General features: G+C 51.7%; 19 protein-coding genes. 8 read left to right on the top strand and 11 right to left on the bottom strand.

Translation table 11 applies throughout. The features are described 5' to 3' along the window. Positions 1 to 84: 84 nt before the first annotated feature. The 9 genes from BLS28_RS14630 to BLS28_RS14590 all read right to left on the bottom strand — a co-directional run bounded on the left by BLS28_RS14630 (position 85) and on the right by BLS28_RS14590 (position 8,502). Complete coding sequence (locus BLS28_RS14630; RefSeq protein ID WP_091168459.1) at positions 85 to 612, bottom strand: GNAT family N-acetyltransferase; 528 nt, start codon at positions 610 to 612, stop codon at positions 85 to 87. Positions 613 to 1,093: 481 nt separating this feature from the next. After that, positions 1,094 to 1,786 (bottom strand): hypothetical protein, encoded by a 693-nt coding sequence (locus BLS28_RS14625; RefSeq protein ID WP_143020767.1) that lies wholly within the window; start codon positions 1,784 to 1,786, stop codon positions 1,094 to 1,096. Positions 1,787 to 2,458: 672 nt separating this feature from the next. After that, positions 2,459 to 2,797, bottom strand: a complete 339-nt coding sequence (locus BLS28_RS31335) for a DUF1810 family protein (RefSeq protein WP_256337428.1) — start codon at positions 2,795 to 2,797, stop codon at positions 2,459 to 2,461. Between the two features lie 98 nt (positions 2,798 to 2,895). Further along, positions 2,896 to 3,675 carry an HAD-IIA family hydrolase gene (locus BLS28_RS14605; RefSeq protein ID WP_091168443.1) on the bottom strand — a complete coding sequence of 260 codons (780 nt, stop codon included), beginning with the start codon at positions 3,673 to 3,675 and terminating at the stop codon, positions 2,896 to 2,898. A gap of 48 nt (positions 3,676 to 3,723) precedes the next feature. Continuing rightward, positions 3,724 to 4,755 (bottom strand): amidohydrolase family protein, encoded by a 1,032-nt coding sequence (locus tag BLS28_RS14600; RefSeq protein WP_218134418.1) that lies wholly within the window; start codon positions 4,753 to 4,755, stop codon positions 3,724 to 3,726. Continuing rightward, positions 4,755 to 5,072 (bottom strand): ester cyclase, encoded by a 318-nt coding sequence (locus tag BLS28_RS14595; protein WP_091168437.1) that lies wholly within the window; start codon positions 5,070 to 5,072, stop codon positions 4,755 to 4,757. Before BLS28_RS14595 ends, BLS28_RS14600 begins: the two co-directional genes overlap by 1 nt. 41 nt (positions 5,073 to 5,113) lie before the next feature. Next, the gene (locus BLS28_RS30835; protein ID WP_176844466.1) at positions 5,114 to 5,254 is read right to left on the bottom strand and encodes a hypothetical protein; all 141 of its coding nucleotides are present in this window, start codon (positions 5,252 to 5,254) and stop codon (positions 5,114 to 5,116) included. A gap of 67 nt (positions 5,255 to 5,321) precedes the next feature. Then, on the bottom strand, positions 5,322 to 5,486 hold the full coding sequence (locus BLS28_RS30535; protein ID WP_143020766.1) for a DUF3606 domain-containing protein: 165 nt from the start codon (positions 5,484 to 5,486) through the stop codon (positions 5,322 to 5,324). Between the two features lie 85 nt (positions 5,487 to 5,571). Beyond that, positions 5,572 to 8,502, bottom strand: a complete 2,931-nt coding sequence (locus tag BLS28_RS14590) for a PAS domain-containing protein (RefSeq protein WP_091168434.1) — start codon at positions 8,500 to 8,502, stop codon at positions 5,572 to 5,574. 331 nt (positions 8,503 to 8,833) lie between these two features. Here BLS28_RS14590 and BLS28_RS14585 point away from each other — a divergent pair, with 331 nt between their 5' ends. Continuing rightward, positions 8,834 to 9,073, top strand: a complete 240-nt coding sequence (locus tag BLS28_RS14585) for a hypothetical protein (protein WP_091168431.1) — start codon at positions 8,834 to 8,836, stop codon at positions 9,071 to 9,073. A 456-nt stretch (positions 9,074 to 9,529) separates the two neighbouring features. Beyond that, positions 9,530 to 9,793: a hypothetical protein gene (locus tag BLS28_RS14580; protein WP_091168427.1), complete on the top strand. Its 264-nt coding sequence runs from the start codon at positions 9,530 to 9,532 to the stop codon at positions 9,791 to 9,793. A gap of 6 nt (positions 9,794 to 9,799) precedes the next feature. On the opposite strand, the gene BLS28_RS14575 is transcribed toward BLS28_RS14580, so the two are convergent. Further along, a complete protein-coding gene (locus BLS28_RS14575) occupies positions 9,800 to 10,207 on the bottom strand; it encodes a hypothetical protein (RefSeq protein WP_143020765.1) in 408 nt (135 codons plus the stop codon). A 119-nt stretch (positions 10,208 to 10,326) separates the two neighbouring features. On the opposite strand from BLS28_RS14575, the gene BLS28_RS14570 reads away from it, so the two are divergent. The 3 genes from BLS28_RS14570 to BLS28_RS14565 all read left to right on the top strand — a co-directional run bounded on the left by BLS28_RS14570 (position 10,327) and on the right by BLS28_RS14565 (position 11,635). Continuing rightward, on the top strand, positions 10,327 to 10,923 hold the full coding sequence (locus tag BLS28_RS14570; protein ID WP_091168420.1) for a UPF0758 domain-containing protein: 597 nt from the start codon (positions 10,327 to 10,329) through the stop codon (positions 10,921 to 10,923). Positions 10,924 to 11,039: 116 nt separating this feature from the next. Continuing rightward, positions 11,040 to 11,213 carry a hypothetical protein gene (locus BLS28_RS30830; protein ID WP_176844465.1) on the top strand — a complete coding sequence of 58 codons (174 nt, stop codon included), beginning with the start codon at positions 11,040 to 11,042 and terminating at the stop codon, positions 11,211 to 11,213. Next, positions 11,213 to 11,635: a hypothetical protein gene (locus BLS28_RS14565; RefSeq protein ID WP_091168416.1), complete on the top strand. Its 423-nt coding sequence runs from the start codon at positions 11,213 to 11,215 to the stop codon at positions 11,633 to 11,635. The genes BLS28_RS30830 and BLS28_RS14565 overlap by 1 nt, the downstream gene beginning before the upstream one ends. Before the next feature lie 124 nt (positions 11,636 to 11,759). Here the strand turns inward: BLS28_RS14565 and BLS28_RS14560 are convergent, their stop codons facing one another. After that, entirely contained in the window at positions 11,760 to 12,029 is a 270-nt protein-coding gene (locus BLS28_RS14560) for a hypothetical protein (RefSeq protein WP_091168413.1), read from the bottom strand. A 123-nt stretch (positions 12,030 to 12,152) separates the two neighbouring features. Between BLS28_RS14560 and BLS28_RS14555 the strand changes: the two genes are divergently transcribed. The 3 genes from BLS28_RS14555 to BLS28_RS14545 all read left to right on the top strand — a co-directional run bounded on the left by BLS28_RS14555 (position 12,153) and on the right by BLS28_RS14545 (position 14,944). Further along, complete coding sequence (locus tag BLS28_RS14555) at positions 12,153 to 13,073, top strand: DUF8464 domain-containing protein (RefSeq protein ID WP_091168411.1); 921 nt, start codon at positions 12,153 to 12,155, stop codon at positions 13,071 to 13,073. A gap of 192 nt (positions 13,074 to 13,265) precedes the next feature. After that, on the top strand, positions 13,266 to 13,667 hold the full coding sequence (locus tag BLS28_RS14550; protein WP_091168407.1) for a plasmid mobilization protein: 402 nt from the start codon (positions 13,266 to 13,268) through the stop codon (positions 13,665 to 13,667). A 17-nt stretch (positions 13,668 to 13,684) separates the two neighbouring features. Next, on the top strand, positions 13,685 to 14,944 hold the full coding sequence (locus BLS28_RS14545; protein ID WP_091168403.1) for a relaxase/mobilization nuclease domain-containing protein: 1,260 nt from the start codon (positions 13,685 to 13,687) through the stop codon (positions 14,942 to 14,944). Positions 14,945 to 15,047: the final 103 nt, after the last annotated feature.

Here is a 15,047-nt window from a genome sequence, read left to right as displayed (position 1 = left end):
GTCCGGGGCGTATCTATCATATATCATGCAGCAGGTAATTTGCCATCCAAGCTCCGGGGAAAAGTACTTCAAGTTGCCGGCAATTTAAAACAGGTAAATATCCTGTAGCTCATCAAACTTTCCCTGAAGCCGGAAGCCCGAACGTTTCAGTACTTTATGCGCAGCCAGGTTTTGCCTGTTGGCCACCGCGGCAAGCTCGTCTATACCCTCGTTTCGGAGATGCGCTGCGACCTTTGGCAATAAACGCGACATCAATGCATTGCCCCTGGCACTGCTTTTCAGATAAAATTCAATAAAATACGGATATTTTGTTAAGCGGTAATGTTCCCGGGCTACAGCGGGCGGTATCAGGTCAATAACACCCAAAAGGGTGCCGGTCCCTTTTGACCGGATCAGATGAACCTGGTTGCGGCCGGAATGAAAGTTCAGGAGGGCGGTGTTCAGCCAGCTTTTTGCCGCTGCTACGGAACCCAGCTTTTTTTCAGGCAGGAATTGCAGGGTAAGTTCATCAGAAAGCAACTGATAGATTTCGCCGGCCAGTTGCTCATATTGTTGCAGGTCGCTTGCCCCCAGCGGGGTGATACGACAGGTCTCGTTTTCTATTGCGGTCATATAGTCATTGCAGCGTTACAACCCGAATTAGGGGGGTGACCAGCCCGCGGGATATCCCTCGGTAACCGGCATTGGCTGTTTTTGATCATCGAATAAGTCATGCATTTTAACAACAGGATAATCAACCCGTTTACTTGGCAGACGGAGGCGCCGTTCCGGATTCCGAAGGTGTGATCATTGTATTCCAGGCAGTTGCATAAAAGATGTCCCATAACAAGCGGCTTAAATTATGGGTTTTTTTTAACCGCTCAAACAAATTTATCGGCGTTATCTTGCAGACTGGGGCAAGTGCTTACGGATACTTCTTAGCTTCAGCAAGTTGCGCGGATGCAGGCATGTCAGCATTTGTTTGCCCTTGACGTTTCTTCCTGCTCTATCTCCCGGTCGGTTGGAGCGGGAAAAGCGTAAGACAAGGAATGTAAATGATATGATCTTCAACAGTGCTGTCGCAGAAAAGAAACCGGCCGCTTTAATGGGGCTGTCAATAGTTTTTGATTCGTTTGATCAGTTGCTCCAGCGCGGCCGCAGCCACCTGTTTGTCCCTGTCCTCCATTTTCATCGTGCTGCTCCTGGCGCTTTTCCAGGAGAAATCCTGCATCCTTTCGGTGGAAAGATACGGCGTTATACTGCGCAGTACGAGACTGAAGGACCTTGCGGTCAGCAGCCTGGTATCATCTGCCGCCTTGAGTATAATGGCGATTTGATCTACGCTAAGCCTGCATGTCACTTTGTAAAGGGGGGGTGGTGTTCTTTCGGTTGTACCGGCATGCCGGACGGAGTTAGTTGGAGGACAACCAGCAAGATAACGGGCGTATCGCCGTTGGAATTGCGTTTGTAACTGCCCGAGCTCAGTAAGGACCTGTCCGCAAAACGCATTGAGCGGATCGTCTTCCGGGTAAGCGGCCATGTTGACCATGGCCTGCCGTTTGAGTTCCTCTAGGCAGTCCTGGTAATGTGTTAACATGGTACTTACCTTTTTGGAACTGAGTAAAGAAAAAGCTTGTGATTTCAGGTTTTTCCAGATGCTGCTGGTTTCTGACCGGAGTCGGTGCTGCCAGCCTGTTAGCTCCTCCTGGTTAATCCGGGATGCAGCCGGATGTTGCGGGTTGAGGTCTTTGCCGATTACTTCATCAAGCCAGTCAAAGGGGTAATGTGCCAGGTCGTTGTTTTCCATATCCATATTTAAAGGTGGCCGCCGGGGTTTCCTGATTTTTTCCTGATTTTTATAAGATTGTCGTAGCGCCGGTACTGTTTGCCGGCGCTTGCTGCTATCAAAGTTAGGCAGGGTGGGTGTAGTGTCGGTTGATTGAAATCAAATTTTGATAACCGGTTTTGGATTTGTCATTATTGCCCTGATCGTTTGCAACAAGTATTTTTTGTCCCTGGGAATGCTGGTTTCCAAGTGTGCAATAACACTGTCGCTACTTCTTGAATAAACGTGCGGCGGGCCATAGAGATTTCGGGCTGGTTCGCCGGATCGCGCTTCACACCTCGACATTTGATTTCGATCAAAAATAAGTTCAGCGCTGCTATGGTTATTTCTCAGCCGCTGCGTCAGTACCTCTTTGTCATACATATTTTGTACTGTCTGTTTCAAGGGTGCCGTTGCCATGAACTTTCGCAGGAGATCATCACGCTCCCCCGGGCTGAACAAACCCGGGAGATATTCCAGAAAATTGGTGGGCAGGCCCCTTGCTTTGTCCCGCCTCCGCAAATAATGCCGGTTGTTCCATTACTACGCCCGGTGGTTTTTACGTAAGGTAATCTTCAGGTTTTCTGAAGACAGGGATGGTTGCGAAGGAAATTTACACACTTCGGTCTGTCGGGGTCTGAATTGATCCTGTGCTTAATGTGCGCGCGTTCCAAGACCGGCGACCTGCGGAAAGATATGCCACATCCAGTGCACGCGTTTCCGGCCGCCGCGGGTCCCGGCTAATGCGGTCGCGTAATTTCGCTGCTGCGCGTCCGGAAACCGGTGCAGACGTTCATTGTTTTGCTTCTTCTTTGGGCACTTCTTCCGGGTGTTCCTCAAAATGTTTGCGCGCATGCGACAGCCCGGTGGGATAGCCTCGCCTTCGTTGCCGGTAGACTTTAACACTTCGTTCGCGATCTCGACCGCTTTATCGCGCAGGTATTTGGGTTGGTTTTTATAAGATGGCGGGTAGTCGCCGTTATACCAGGGCATAGCTCCTCCTTTTTAAAAGGACAACTACAGGAATAAAGATTGGTTTCCCATTGCCGGAATGATTGATCCGGGAAGGCGCCGATCAGCGATTAGTTGCATTACTTCCACCAGTCGAGCGGGAACCGGATATCCTTGACCGCATCCACCACGAGGCTTGGTTTGTAGCCATAATGGTTGAGCTGATCTTTATCCGCAATGCCTGACAAAACCAATATTGTTTTATAGCCCATATAGATGCCTGCTTTGATATCGGTTTCCATGGTATCACCCAGCACGGTGTTCTGTTCAGGGGAGAATCCCATGTAAGCGCTGGCACAGCGCATCATGACGGGGCTGGGTTTCCCGATCACAAATGCATCACGGCCGCTGCCTTCCTCGATCATGGCGGCTGTAGCTGCGATACCGAGGTTGTTCCAGCCTTCCCTGCGCGGTGAGGGATCTCGGTTTGTGGCGATGAACCTTGCACCGGCGATAATCATATCCACGGCTTTGTGCACCATCTTCAGATCGAATTGATGTCCCTCGCCCAAAATGACAAAGTCGGGTTGCCTGTCGACCAGCCTGATACCGGCATGTTCCAGGCTTTTGAGCAGGCCGCCCTCGCCCAGCACATAGGCGCTGCAGCCGGGAAATTCGTCTTTCAGGAAGGCGGCGGTTGCCATGGCGCTGGTATAAATGTGATCTTCAGTGATTCCTTTGACGCCCACGTTTTCCAGTTTTTCGACGGCTTCCCGGCGGGATCGCGAACTGTTGTTCGACAGGAAAATAAAATCGATCTTTTCTTTGAGCATCCGCGCGACAAAGCGGTCCGCACCTCTGATGAGTTTTTCGCCGGCGTAGATCACGCCGTCCATATCGATCATGAGTCCTTGTTTCATTTTCTTGATGATTTGGTGTTTGGGCAAGAGGTATACGCGATCGCTGGCTCAGGTGTTTAATTTTAATAATCTGTCGGCATTGCCGTGGGCGAGTTTGGACAGGTCGGCATCGGGCAGATCGATCCGGCGAAAAAATTCCATACCTTGCTCGTTGGTGCTGAAGGGGTAATCGATGGAAAACATCATGTTGTCGATGCCGAAAGTATCCAGCGCGATTTGTAGGGGTGGCAGGGTAAAGAAGCCGCTGGTGGTGATATGAACCTGCTGGCGCAGGATATCGCTTAGCTTGCGCTGGTTGGCGCCGCCCGCGCCTGGCTGAAAGGCCCGCTCTGACCTGGCCATCTGGAAAGGCAGCATTTCACCCATATGACCGATGATGATTTGCAATTTGGGGTATTGATCGAAGATGCCGGCATAAACCAGGCGCAGGATGTGGAGCGCGGTTTCGGAATGCCAACCCCAGCCATAGACAGCCAACGCTTCTGCCATGCCGGAATGATTGGGCAGGCCGCTGTAATAAATATCTGCGACGCCTTTAGGCGGCAGGCCGGGATGCAGATAGATAGGTACCTCCAATTTTTCGGCGCGTTCCAGTATGGAGGCGAACCTGGGATGGTCCAGGAACTGGTCTTCCGTCAGCCCGCGGATCATGGCACCCCGGAAATGATGTTCTTTTACTGTTCGTTCCAGTTCATCGGCGGCGGCAGCAGGCGCAGTCATCGGCAAATGGGCAAACGCAGTGAACCGCGTTTCATAACCCCTGATCCTTTCAGCGATCAAATCATTATACTGCATGGCAAATGCCGGGCCTGTATCTTCGGCCAGCAGGTTGGCGCCCGAACTGTCCACCGATAATACCTGCATGCTGATGCCATTGGCATCCATGGATGTTAAACGGTCCCCGGTGATATCCGCCAGTTTGGGTACCAGCTGTTTCATTCTTTCGTTCTGACCAAACCCACCTAGTTTTTCCGGGGGTATCTGTCCGGCCATTTCCGGAAACGAGAGGTGTTCTTCAAGTGTAACGATACGCATGTCCAATAAACCAAGACCAGGAGCAGATTGTTTGAGGGCGGACATTACGCTGTTGAAAGCACCTGTTCGCGGATCGCCTCTTTATCAATGATCGACCAAACCTCGCTGATTTTATTGACGCACAGTCTGTAAAATACATGTTCTGAAAATACAAGGGGTCGGCCATTAACGGCGATATGCATAAACCGGCCAGCCGGTGTACAATCGAATAGCAACCGGCTGGCTATATGGTTGTCTCCGGCCATGATAAGCCCGGCCTTGAAATATAGATCCGGTATATCGCTTATGTTGTGTGCAAGCATCTCCCGGTAATCATTTTTAAAGTTCCGCTTGGCTTTGTATTGTTCCAGTTCCGCCATCATCTTCAGGTTTGGGCTTTGCGCTGGTTTTGATAAACGGCCGGTTAGGCACCGTTATTCTTGTCCTCCCGCGTTTCCAGTGCGGCGCGGGGTTTTTTCTGTTCCTCAAATGTTTTCACGCCGGCTTTCAGGTCACGCTGGGTCAGCGTGCCCTTTTCGTTTTTTGGGGATTGCGCTTTATTCATCAGAAATCGTTTAGACCAAAAAGCCCCGGTCCGGGGCTCTTTGAATAATTAAAGTATCGGCTATCGCTTATTTCAGCTTTTTCTCTACGGCTTTGCGCTGGTTGGAGCCGGCTGATTTTTTAGCGGCTTCCACTTCTTTGGTGCTGGTGCCCGTTTTGCGGGCTTCATACTTTAGTTCGTGGGGCTGTTCCGATAAGGAATGGCGTTCCACTTTTGATCCTCTTGTGCTCATAGGTATATGATTTTGTTAGTTTAAATAATTAACAAATACCATTCCATAGGGTTTTCTGGTTGCGCTTATCCGCTCATGTTGTCTTTTAGCTTTTAACTAACCATTTTAAAGCTTCGGCTTTATCATCAAAGAAAGCGACCTGTACCGTATCGTATTCAGAGGGCAGGCTTTTGTTGGCTGCGATGCGGCTGAAGGTGCTGGGCGAATAGATCCAGGCGAACTTTTTCAGGCCGGCCTCGGCCATGGCGGGGAACCAGTATTCAGCGCCCCAGTCGGATGCTTCCGACCAGTTGCCTTTGACATGGGTGTTGTCATTGAGTACCCAGCGGCAATCATTCTTTTTCAGCAGGTCCAGCATGACCTCGCAGCCTTTCACGACCGACTCATAGTTTTGGTAGCCCTGCCAGTCCACATCCAGGTAACCGGCTTCAGGGACATATTTCATATCGATGAAACTACCGCTGTAAAAGGTCTGACCGTCACCGTCGGTATCGTAAAATTCCTGACGGCCATTGAGCGGCAATAGAAAGAAGAAGGTGGACCCTTTACCGGGTTCGCTTTCGATCCAGAAGCTGCCGCCGTGCCTTTTAACGATCTCGTTGGCAATGAACAGGCCCAGGCCCAAACCCTGGAAACGTGCCGATGAATTATCGACCCGGTAAAAGCGGTCAAATAAACCTTTCAGGTGTTCCTCCGCGATCCCGATACCGAAATCCTGCACGGATACAATGATATTCCGGTTCTCCAGTTCACAGCGTACGATGATCCGGTCAGCTCCCGGCGAATACTTGATCGCATTGTTCAGCAGGTTGATGAGTACCTGTTCCAAACGGTGCTGGTCGCCGTGATAGTTGATTTTACAGTCGTTCTCTAGTTCGATGTGGTGTGCCGGCGCTGTTTGCTGCACGCTTTCCGCCGTGTCGGCCAGGAGCTTACCAAAATCGAAGGCTTCCTTATTGTAGACCATCTTTCCGGCATTGATCTTGGAGACATCCAGCAGGTCCTCGATCAGCCGGCCAAGGCGTTCGATCTGCCGCTCCGCTTTGCCGACAAATGGGTTGAGTTTACCTGGTGCACCGGTATCGCGTTTACTTAACTGGAAAAAGGCCTTGATCGTGGTGAGCGGCGTTTTCAGCTCGTGGCTGGCGATGCTGATGAATTCGTCCTTACGCTGCTCATTGGCCTTTTGCTGGTCGATGTTCGTATTGGTGCCCAGCCAGAAGGTCACAGTGTCATCCTTGACCATCGGTATCGCCCGGGTGAGGTGCCAGTAATAATTACCATCGGCGAAGCGCAGGCGATATTCTGTCAGGTATTCGCGGCGGGATTGCAGCGAATGCTTCCACCTGGAAAGCGCGCCGGGCAGGTCGTCCGGGTGCACAAAAGCCTGCCAGCCCTGGCCTACGATTGCTTCGGCGCTTTCTGCAAAATCAGTGGTAACGACCTCATTAACGTAATTCAAAGTGCCATCGGCACGGGCGGTCCAGACTTGTTGCGGCATGGCATTCAGCAGGAAGCGGAAGCGGCGCTCGTTCTCTTCGCTCTGCAGGTGCGCCAGGACCTGTTCGGTGACATCAATGGTGATGGCGATTACGCCCAGCACCTCGCCGTTAGCATTGCGGTAGGGTTCGTAAACAAAGTTTTGATATACGGTGTCGGGCCGACCTTTGCGCAGCAGGTGGACGGGCATTTCGCTGGCCCGGAAGGTTTCGCCGTTTTGATAGACGTCTGCCAGTACCTGCTCCAGGCCTTGGCCGCGGGCATCCGGCAAAGCCTCGAAGATCGGCTTGTTCATGACCTCGGCTTCAGGCTTGCCCCACAATTCAATGATCAGCGGGTTGGCCACGCTGATCACGTGTTCCGGGCCCAACATAATGCACATCGCGACCGGCGCCTGCAGGATCATGTTATGCAGGTTACGTTCGCTTTGTTCTACTTGCTGGCGCGCCAGGACCATATCGGTGACTTCGGCCGCCGTGTTCATCACGCCGTAAATGCGGCCTTGCTGGTCGAACAGGGGCGTAAAACTGTAATTGAAGTAGAAGAGTTGTAAGCGGCCGTCCACGACCAGGTCCACCCGCTGCGCGCGTGTGTGAAAGGGGGCTCCGGTGGTAAATACGCCATCAAGTTGCTCATAGATACCTGTTCCGGCCAGTTCCGGGAGGACCTCGGCATAAGTTTTACCGGAAACATCATTGCCTTTACCCCAGACGTCCATGATCGACTGGTTGGCCAGTTCAATGCGCATCTCCCGGCCGGTATAAACGCCGATCGGGAAGGGCGCGCTGGCCACCACGCTGCGCAATTTATGCTCGCTGATCACAAGGTCAGTAACCGCCTCCTGCAGGCGGGCCTGGGCATTCCGCAGGTCGTCATTTGTTGCCGTCAACTCTTCATTGATCGAGATCAGTTCTTCATTCAGGGCCTGCAATTCCGCTTCGCTGGCTGCCAGGGCAGTCGTCCGCGCCTGCACTTTTTGTTCCAGTTCGGCATTCAGGCGCGCCAAGGTGGCCTGCGCCTGAGCGAGTTCTTCATTGGTCGCCGCCAGTTCCTCATTGGTCGATGCCAGCTTCTCATTCAATTGCTGTTCACGGCTGAGCGCATCAAGCTGGACGTCAATGTCGCGCAGGGCCTGTTCGCCCCGCAGTTTATCGGTAACATCCGACGCCGTGTGCAGGATCAGCCGTTGCTGTCCCTCCGGCAGATCGACCGCCAGGTACTGGTAAGCGTACTGGCGGCTGACCAGTTCACCACCGATCAGGGTCTCTGCCGGAATAACGCCCTCATCGGTGATACCGGTGCGCATGACCTCCTGGAGCATGGCCTTAAATGGTTGGCCCTTAAGCTCAGGCACGCCTTCTTCCAATGGTTGACCAATAATGCGATCATCTTTTCCCCAAAAGGCCAGCATGGCGCTGTTGGCAAATTCAATGACAATATCTTCGCCGCTGTAAACGGCGGTCGCATCGGCGGAGCGCGAAAGAACCTGAAGCAGATTGGCGGTAGAAAAAGACATCAAACCACCAACATTTTCGGCAGCAAAATGTTTGTCTTGACGATCTCAATGCCGTTTCACGCGCCATTTACACTTCGCTCCATACCAAAGTTTCGGCTGTTCCGTACCGTTCCGGCCTCATTGTTCGTACCGGCAATCTGAATTTGTCATGCGCGACATTCCTTAATATAGTAATCTGCATTCAATTTGCTTATCGTCGCCTATGACCCGTACGCCTTTGGAATTCCGGTATTCCCTGAACTAATGATCATTGCTTCGCCTGCTGTAAGGTGATCGACTATAAGGGCAAGCCGGAGATCGTGGTGACGAGTAAGGTTCAATTGAAAATGCAATGAACGAGCCCTTTACTTTAGAAATCACTTATCAGAACAAGCCGCTGGAGTTCCCGGCCGCTTTTCAGCGTTTGGGCTATACCTACCGGATAGTTGTACCGATCAATGATGTATCTTATGTTTTTGAGCCGGATAAAGAAGTGCAGTACCGGGTATTAGCTGCGCCGGCTGATGTGCAGCCGGATGTGGGCCTGTTGTGGGCGATTGCCGAAAAGCTACAGCGATTGGGAAATTTATGATTGGTTTTGCTGCGGTAAAAGCCGGTTCACCTTCGCTCTGCGCGCTGGAGCGCACGCCGCTGCGGTTCACCCGCTATTACCGCCGACGCAACCGCCGCCGTTTTGGGTACGCTGCGCCGGCGCAGGCGGCTTAAGCCGTCCCTGCACCGCCCAAAACCACGGCCGTTGCTATGTTATTTATTTTTCTGATATGATTTATCCGAAATGATCTGCGCTTCGAGCGAATGGCCTTGTGAGCAGCGGAAAAAAGTGTCGTAGGGAGCCTCAATGTGGATAAAACACAACAAAATGACCCCAGCTTCCTTACCTGGAACGTGTCATTATAGATGGCTTTCTTCAGGTTAACGATATGGGGGTAGTCGAAATGGTTGATCCGGTGAAGATTTTTATTGCGGGGAAGCTCAGGGAAACCGGCTATAACAGCTACTGGCATGTTGCTGAACCTTTCCGCAGGTATTGGATCGTTTAATTGCCGAGGGTTTACTGAACGTATCGGACAAGCTGTTTACCAAAGATGAGGTGAGTTGTCTTAATTTTCATCTGAATATGAAGGAGTTCAGTAACAGCAAGGGCCGGCGTAATAAATACATGCATGGTTCCTACGAGCAGGATACGAAGCAGCAGCAAGTCGATTATTTATATTTCCTGCGGACAACGATCCTGATCCCCATCAAGCTTCGTGACGATGCTGTTTTGAAGCGTAGGTGGTTTTCGGATTGATTTTGATCAGCAGAAGATTTCCTGTACGTTTTCCTCGATGTAAACCCTGCCGGTGGAGGTGATATGGTACCCATAGTCGAAGCAGAAGTTAAAGGTGCCGACTTCTGGCATTTCGTACTGGCTGGTAAAATATTTCAGGTTAAGGCCTTTGCCGAGCAGGTCGCGGAGCATGTAGGGTTCGTCTTTGTAAAGACTGTGCATCATCAGTAGCTCCCGGTTGCTTAATAATATTTCATAGATTTTCCGGAAGTTGGGGCTGTCCCGGTGGTCTGCTTCGGGTTCCTTTTGGTTGTCCTTGCGCCTGCGGTTGTTATAGGCGGTCCGGCAAATGTCATTGCAGAATTTGCGGTCATCACGGCCTGCGCCAAGCGGCTGGCCGCATTCAAGGCAGGCCTTTTCATTTGTGTTGTTCAAGTCATCAGGTATCATTGGATCGGCTGGGATTGAAACGTTTATAATCGTTTAAATAACAGTGTTGTGTCTTTTTTGATTGATTTACTGTGGAGTTTTGTGCTTTACTAATTCAAACGGTCATGGAAAAAGCACAGCGCACAACAAGTTATCCCAACCTGGCGAGTGAAAATTTCGCTCATGGGAAGAAGCGTTATTTTATCGATGTGAAGAAGGCGGCGAATGACAGTCATTTTTTGCTGATCACCTCAAGCGAGCAGTATGGAGAAGGTGAATATCACCGGCAGACGGTCCAGCTCTGGGAAGAGGATCTGGGGATGTTTGTAGAAGGTTTGACGATGGTGCTGCGCCGGTTGGCACATGGCGACCTGGCTTCGGCGGAACCGGCGATGAAGCTGGTCAAAGATGTTACAGGTATGGAGGCTGTGGCGCTGGAAGACCGGCCACGGGAGAAGCTGCATGCTTTTGGGGCAGCTGCGCTAAGTAATATGGAGTTGCTGGCGATCCTCTTTTGTACGGGCAGTTCAGAACTGTCGGTGCTGGATTTGTGCGGACAGGTGATGGCATCCATCGGTGGTGAGGCGGCGGGTTTGAGGACAATAACGACGGAGCAGTTGTGCGCATTTAAAGGCGTTGGTTCGGCAAAAGCGGCCACGTTGCTGGCGGCGCTGGAGTTGGGGCGCCGGGCGTTCACTTCGTCCATCAGCCAAAGTTTTTAGGGCAGGCAAGGGTCGCGCGGGCACAACCTGTCCGTCAAGGGTACATAAACCGGGCTTTGCCCGGCCCTTGACAGACAGGCCGTGCCGCGCGGTATGGCCTTAAAAAACTTTAGCTTATGGAAAAGTTCGCATTGACCCTGCAGTCCCAGCCCGACATAGATGAGCGGCTCGCCGGGCGCCTGGTGCCTTATGAGTATGAAATATTGAATGAAATTGCGGCTGCTATCCATTCGGGTAGCCTGGAAACATTGCAATGGTTCGCGGTTTTGGCAATAGCCTCAGGGCGATAATGATGAATGTTCATGCTTACCGGAAAGGGTTGGAATTCGGTTTTACAGAGATCGCTTTTGATCAGTACGGCTGGTTTGTCCGCCCGCGGTTTTTGGATTACGAAGTCGTAAAGTTAGGGAACACCGCCCGTTACGGCGAATATAGCGAGATCCGTATTGGCCGGGGTGTTAACGGGATCTGGTCGTTTGCACTGAGCTATAGTTTTGGCTGCGCGGGCGGCGGCTCTGCTTTATCTGTTTATGATCCGCCGTTTGCGAGCCGCGAGGCTGCGCTGACCACCGCGCTTAGTAAGCTGAAGGTGATGTTTACTGAAAAGATTGGTGCAACAGATACGACTAATTACAAACAGGATGTGATCTTAAAAACTTTGAAAGCCATTGAAGGGGCACAGGTTAACATGGTACAATTGAGCCTCTTTTAGGGGCTTGATTTTTTATTCTTCTTTCATCAATAAGGTGATCCGGCAGATTAATGAACGGATGTTGGCTATCCGTTGTCAAGGCTGATTGATGGTAATTAAAAGGGGTGGTTGCCCACCCCTGATTTTAAAATAGTTTGATCTTTCCGCTCAATTCTTTGAGCCCTGCCTTTTTCAGGCATTCATCAGAAAAATTCCTGAGCTCTTCTACATCTGCCGGAGGAACCAGGGCCAGCAGGTTGGCTTTTGCCTGATCGGGTTGCAGGCCGTTTTCGATCACGCTGCTGAATAGTAATACAACCTTTCGACTAACCTTAAGGTCGATTTTCACGCCTTCATTCATCCCCGGTGTACATAACAGGGTTTCGTACACCGTTCCCAACACATCTTTTGCCATGTCGTAAAAATTTAATGGTTAAACAATGGGACAAAGCTAAGGGGTAGCATTGAAACGATCCTGTTCGAAATTTAGTCGGGATGTGTGGATGTCGTTTGGCCGCTTTACTTTTGGTTGTTCGTGATGATGGAGGAGATGGATATGGAAGCGGAACGGATGACATTGGATCAGATCAGGGCGCTGGATATAGTGGCCTGGCTGGCGGGTCTGGGCTTTGAGCCGGAAGTGGTGAAAAAGGGTTATGAGTACTGGTACCAGTCGCCTTTACGGGAGGAGGCGGACGCCAGTTTCAAGGTCAACCAGCGGCTGAACCGGTGGTATGATTTCGGGCTGGCTGCGGGTGGCAACCTGGTGGATCTGGGGTTGCGTTATTTTGGCTGCACGGTTAGTGAATTGCTGGTGCGGTTTAATAATGGCGAGGGCGCTGGCGGGCAGGTGTTGCACATCAGGAAGCCGGTGGTTGCGGAGCCGCAATTGGTGGTTAGTGATGTACGGCCTATCTTTTCGTTTCCGCTCAAAAATTACCTGCATGAGCGGGGCATCCCGGTGGCGGTTGCGGATGAGTTTTGTGTGGAGGTTCGCTACAAGGTGGGCGGTCACGAATTGTATGGCATCGGGTTTAAAAATGATGCCGGTGGGTATGAGATCCGGAGCAAGATTGCTAAATGCTGTTGCTCGCCAAAAACGATCACAACTTATAATTATGGGGCACCTTCGGCGCAGGTTTTTGAGGGCTTTTTTGATTTGCTTTCCTGGCGGGTGCTGCACCCTTATGATGATCCCCGTGCAACGAATCTGGTGGTGCTGAATAGCGCGGCTTTGTTCGAGCGGGCGCTGCCTTTTCTGGAATCGCATGAGCGGGTGCATTTATGGCTGGACAATGATGCGACGGGCAAGCGTTACCGGAACGAGGCCTTGGTTTTGGGAAAGCGTTATTGGGATGAGAGCGGTTTTTACAGCCAGTTTAAGGATTTAAACGAATGGCTCTGCCGTAAGGGGTTGGCGCCGGAACAGCGTCAACGCCTGAAGGTCGGCGGTTTGTGAAGCGGGTAGGTGGGTTTATTCTTTTTTCCCTCGTCAGCCCATGGGTTGAGTTTGCCTTGTGCGCAAACGGCAAGATGTATAATTGTCTTACAACTATTTCCGGCCGCCCTCGGAACTCGGGCGGCTTCGCGTGGAGAAATTGAGCTGTTATTGGGTGTTTAGACTGACTTTGGGCTGTTTTAATTGGATGTGATGGATGAGGTAAAAGTGCGGAAAAAGACGGGCCGGTGGCGGGTGATCAATTTTCGGCTAACGACCGAGGAGTATGATTTGCTGTCTGGGCGCTGGAAGCAAACGACGCTGAAAAAGCTGAGTGCTTATGTCCGGCAGGCATTGTTCGGGCAGAAGTTGACGGTGAAAACGCGCAATGTTTCGGCGGATGAGCTGGTGGCGGAATTGGTGCTGCTGAAGAAAGAGCTGAATGCTATCGGCGTGAATTTTAACCAGGCGGTACACCGGCTGCATACGCTGGATCATGCGCCGCAGATGCAGGATTGGCTGCGGCGCTGGGATGCGGATAAGATGGTTTTATTTAAGCAATTGTCGGCCATATATGCGCGGATGGCGGTTATCGAATCGGCGTGGTTGCAGTAATCCATAACAGCACTTCGATGGCCCGGGTGATCAGCTATAATGAGCATAAAGTTAAAACGGATCAGGCTGACCGGCTGGAGGCTTCGGGTTTTCTGAAACATCCTTCTTTACTGGGTTTTACGGAGTTGCTGCGACGCTTTGAAAAGCTGACGGAATTGAACCAGCGGACGAGGGTAAACAGTCTGCATATCTCGTTGAATTTCGATCCTTCGGAGCAGCTTTCGGAAGACAAATTGCTGGCGATTACGCGCGACTACCTGGAACGGATCGGCTTTGGGGAGCAGCCGTTTTTAGTCTACCGGCACCGGGATGCAGGGCATCCGCACCTGCATTTGGTGACAACGAATATCCGGTCAGACGGCAGTGCGATTACGCTGCATAAACTGGGTGTGAATAAGTCGGAGCCAGCGCGGTTGGCAATTGAGGAAAAGTATGGCCTGGTGCCGGCGGAAAGTAAACAAAGACGGGCCGTGTTAAAGCCCGAAGTTGCCGATGCCGCGCGGGTATTGTATGGGAAGTCGGAGACGAAAAAAGCCATTGGCAGGGTGCTGAGTTTTGTGCTGAAGGAGTATAAGTTCGCGTCTCTGCCGGAATTGAATGCGGTGCTGGGTTTGTATAATGTGATGGCTGATCCGGGTGCGGTGGATAGCCGGGTCAGGCGGCAGGAGGGGCTGGTGTTCCGCGTGCTGGATGCGAATGGGAATAAGGTGGGTACGCCGCTTAAAGCGAGTTTGTTTGCGGGTAAGCCTGTTTTGAAAAACCTGCGGGCTAAGTTTGAACGGAATAAGGTTAAACCTGTTGAGGGACAACGGCATTTGCGCACAGCCATCGACCTGGCTTTGCCGGGTGGGAAAGTGGGGCTGGATGCGTTAAAAGCGGCTTTAAAAAAAGAGGGTATTGACCTGGTTCTGCGGCAGAATGAGGCGGGGTTGATTTATGGGATGACTTATGTGGATCATGTTCGCCGGGTGGTGATGAATGGCAGTGAGTTGGGTAAGGACTATAGTGCCAAAGCGATATTGGAGCGTTGCAAAGGCTTGGCTGCGAGCGAGGGGAAAAAACAAAGCGGCGAGGCGCAGCGGCCAAATCGCGGGGCATGGCAGGGCGGCGAACCGGCGAGCGGGTATGGTGGATATGCGGGGGCTGGCGGGGGAAAAAAGGAACCTGGGACCGGCTTGGTGGAGGTATTGCTCGATACCGGTTACCAGTCGGAGGCGATGGATTGGGAGTTGAGACGCACAAAGCGTAAGAAAAAACGGCGTTTGTCGCTGGGGTAATTCCTGAATTTTTTGGTGTTGAGCGGGCCGTTTTTCCGGTGAGGAAAGGCTGGCAGGCTATTGTTATGTTTTGATTTTCGGGTGTGTAAGTGTAGGATTTAGT

This window comes from Mucilaginibacter gossypii, assembly GCF_900100945.1.
In the GTDB taxonomy this organism is placed as follows: domain Bacteria; phylum Bacteroidota; class Bacteroidia; order Sphingobacteriales; family Sphingobacteriaceae; genus Mucilaginibacter; species Mucilaginibacter gossypii.
Note: the sequence above shows the minus strand (reverse complement) of the source record. Positions and strands in the feature narration are given on the sequence as shown.

What these genes read in the sequence shown, in the direction of transcription:
- BLS28_RS14630 (WP_091168459.1), bottom strand. Translation starts at nt 612, where the DNA reads ATGACCGCAATAGAAAACGAGACCTGTCGTATCACCCCGCTGGGGGCA.
- BLS28_RS14625 (WP_143020767.1), bottom strand. Translation starts at nt 1,786, where the DNA reads ATGGAAAACAACGACCTGGCACATTACCCCTTTGACTGGCTTGATGAA.
- BLS28_RS31335 (WP_256337428.1), bottom strand. Translation starts at nt 2,797, where the DNA reads ATGCCCTGGTATAACGGCGACTACCCGCCATCTTATAAAAACCAACCC.
- BLS28_RS14605 (WP_091168443.1), bottom strand. Translation starts at nt 3,675, where the DNA reads ATGAAACAAGGACTCATGATCGATATGGACGGCGTGATCTACGCCGGC.
- BLS28_RS14600 (WP_218134418.1), bottom strand. Translation starts at nt 4,755, where the DNA reads ATGTCCGCCCTCAAACAATCTGCTCCTGGTCTTGGTTTATTGGACATG.
- BLS28_RS14595 (WP_091168437.1), bottom strand. Translation starts at nt 5,072, where the DNA reads ATGATGGCGGAACTGGAACAATACAAAGCCAAGCGGAACTTTAAAAAT.
- BLS28_RS30835 (WP_176844466.1), bottom strand. Translation starts at nt 5,254, where the DNA reads ATGAATAAAGCGCAATCCCCAAAAAACGAAAAGGGCACGCTGACCCAG.
- BLS28_RS30535 (WP_143020766.1), bottom strand. Translation starts at nt 5,486, where the DNA reads ATGAGCACAAGAGGATCAAAAGTGGAACGCCATTCCTTATCGGAACAG.
- BLS28_RS14590 (WP_091168434.1), bottom strand. Translation starts at nt 8,502, where the DNA reads ATGTCTTTTTCTACCGCCAATCTGCTTCAGGTTCTTTCGCGCTCCGCC.
- BLS28_RS14585 (WP_091168431.1), top strand. Translation starts at nt 8,834, where the DNA reads ATGAACGAGCCCTTTACTTTAGAAATCACTTATCAGAACAAGCCGCTG.
- BLS28_RS14570 (WP_091168420.1), top strand. Translation starts at nt 10,327, where the DNA reads ATGGAAAAAGCACAGCGCACAACAAGTTATCCCAACCTGGCGAGTGAA.
- BLS28_RS30830 (WP_176844465.1), top strand. Translation starts at nt 11,040, where the DNA reads ATGGAAAAGTTCGCATTGACCCTGCAGTCCCAGCCCGACATAGATGAG.
- BLS28_RS14565 (WP_091168416.1), top strand. Translation starts at nt 11,213, where the DNA reads ATGATGAATGTTCATGCTTACCGGAAAGGGTTGGAATTCGGTTTTACA.
- BLS28_RS14560 (WP_091168413.1), bottom strand. Translation starts at nt 12,029, where the DNA reads ATGGCAAAAGATGTGTTGGGAACGGTGTACGAAACCCTGTTATGTACA.
- BLS28_RS14555 (WP_091168411.1), top strand. Translation starts at nt 12,153, where the DNA reads ATGATGGAGGAGATGGATATGGAAGCGGAACGGATGACATTGGATCAG.
- BLS28_RS14550 (WP_091168407.1), top strand. Translation starts at nt 13,266, where the DNA reads ATGGATGAGGTAAAAGTGCGGAAAAAGACGGGCCGGTGGCGGGTGATC.
- BLS28_RS14545 (WP_091168403.1), top strand. Translation starts at nt 13,685, where the DNA reads ATGGCCCGGGTGATCAGCTATAATGAGCATAAAGTTAAAACGGATCAG.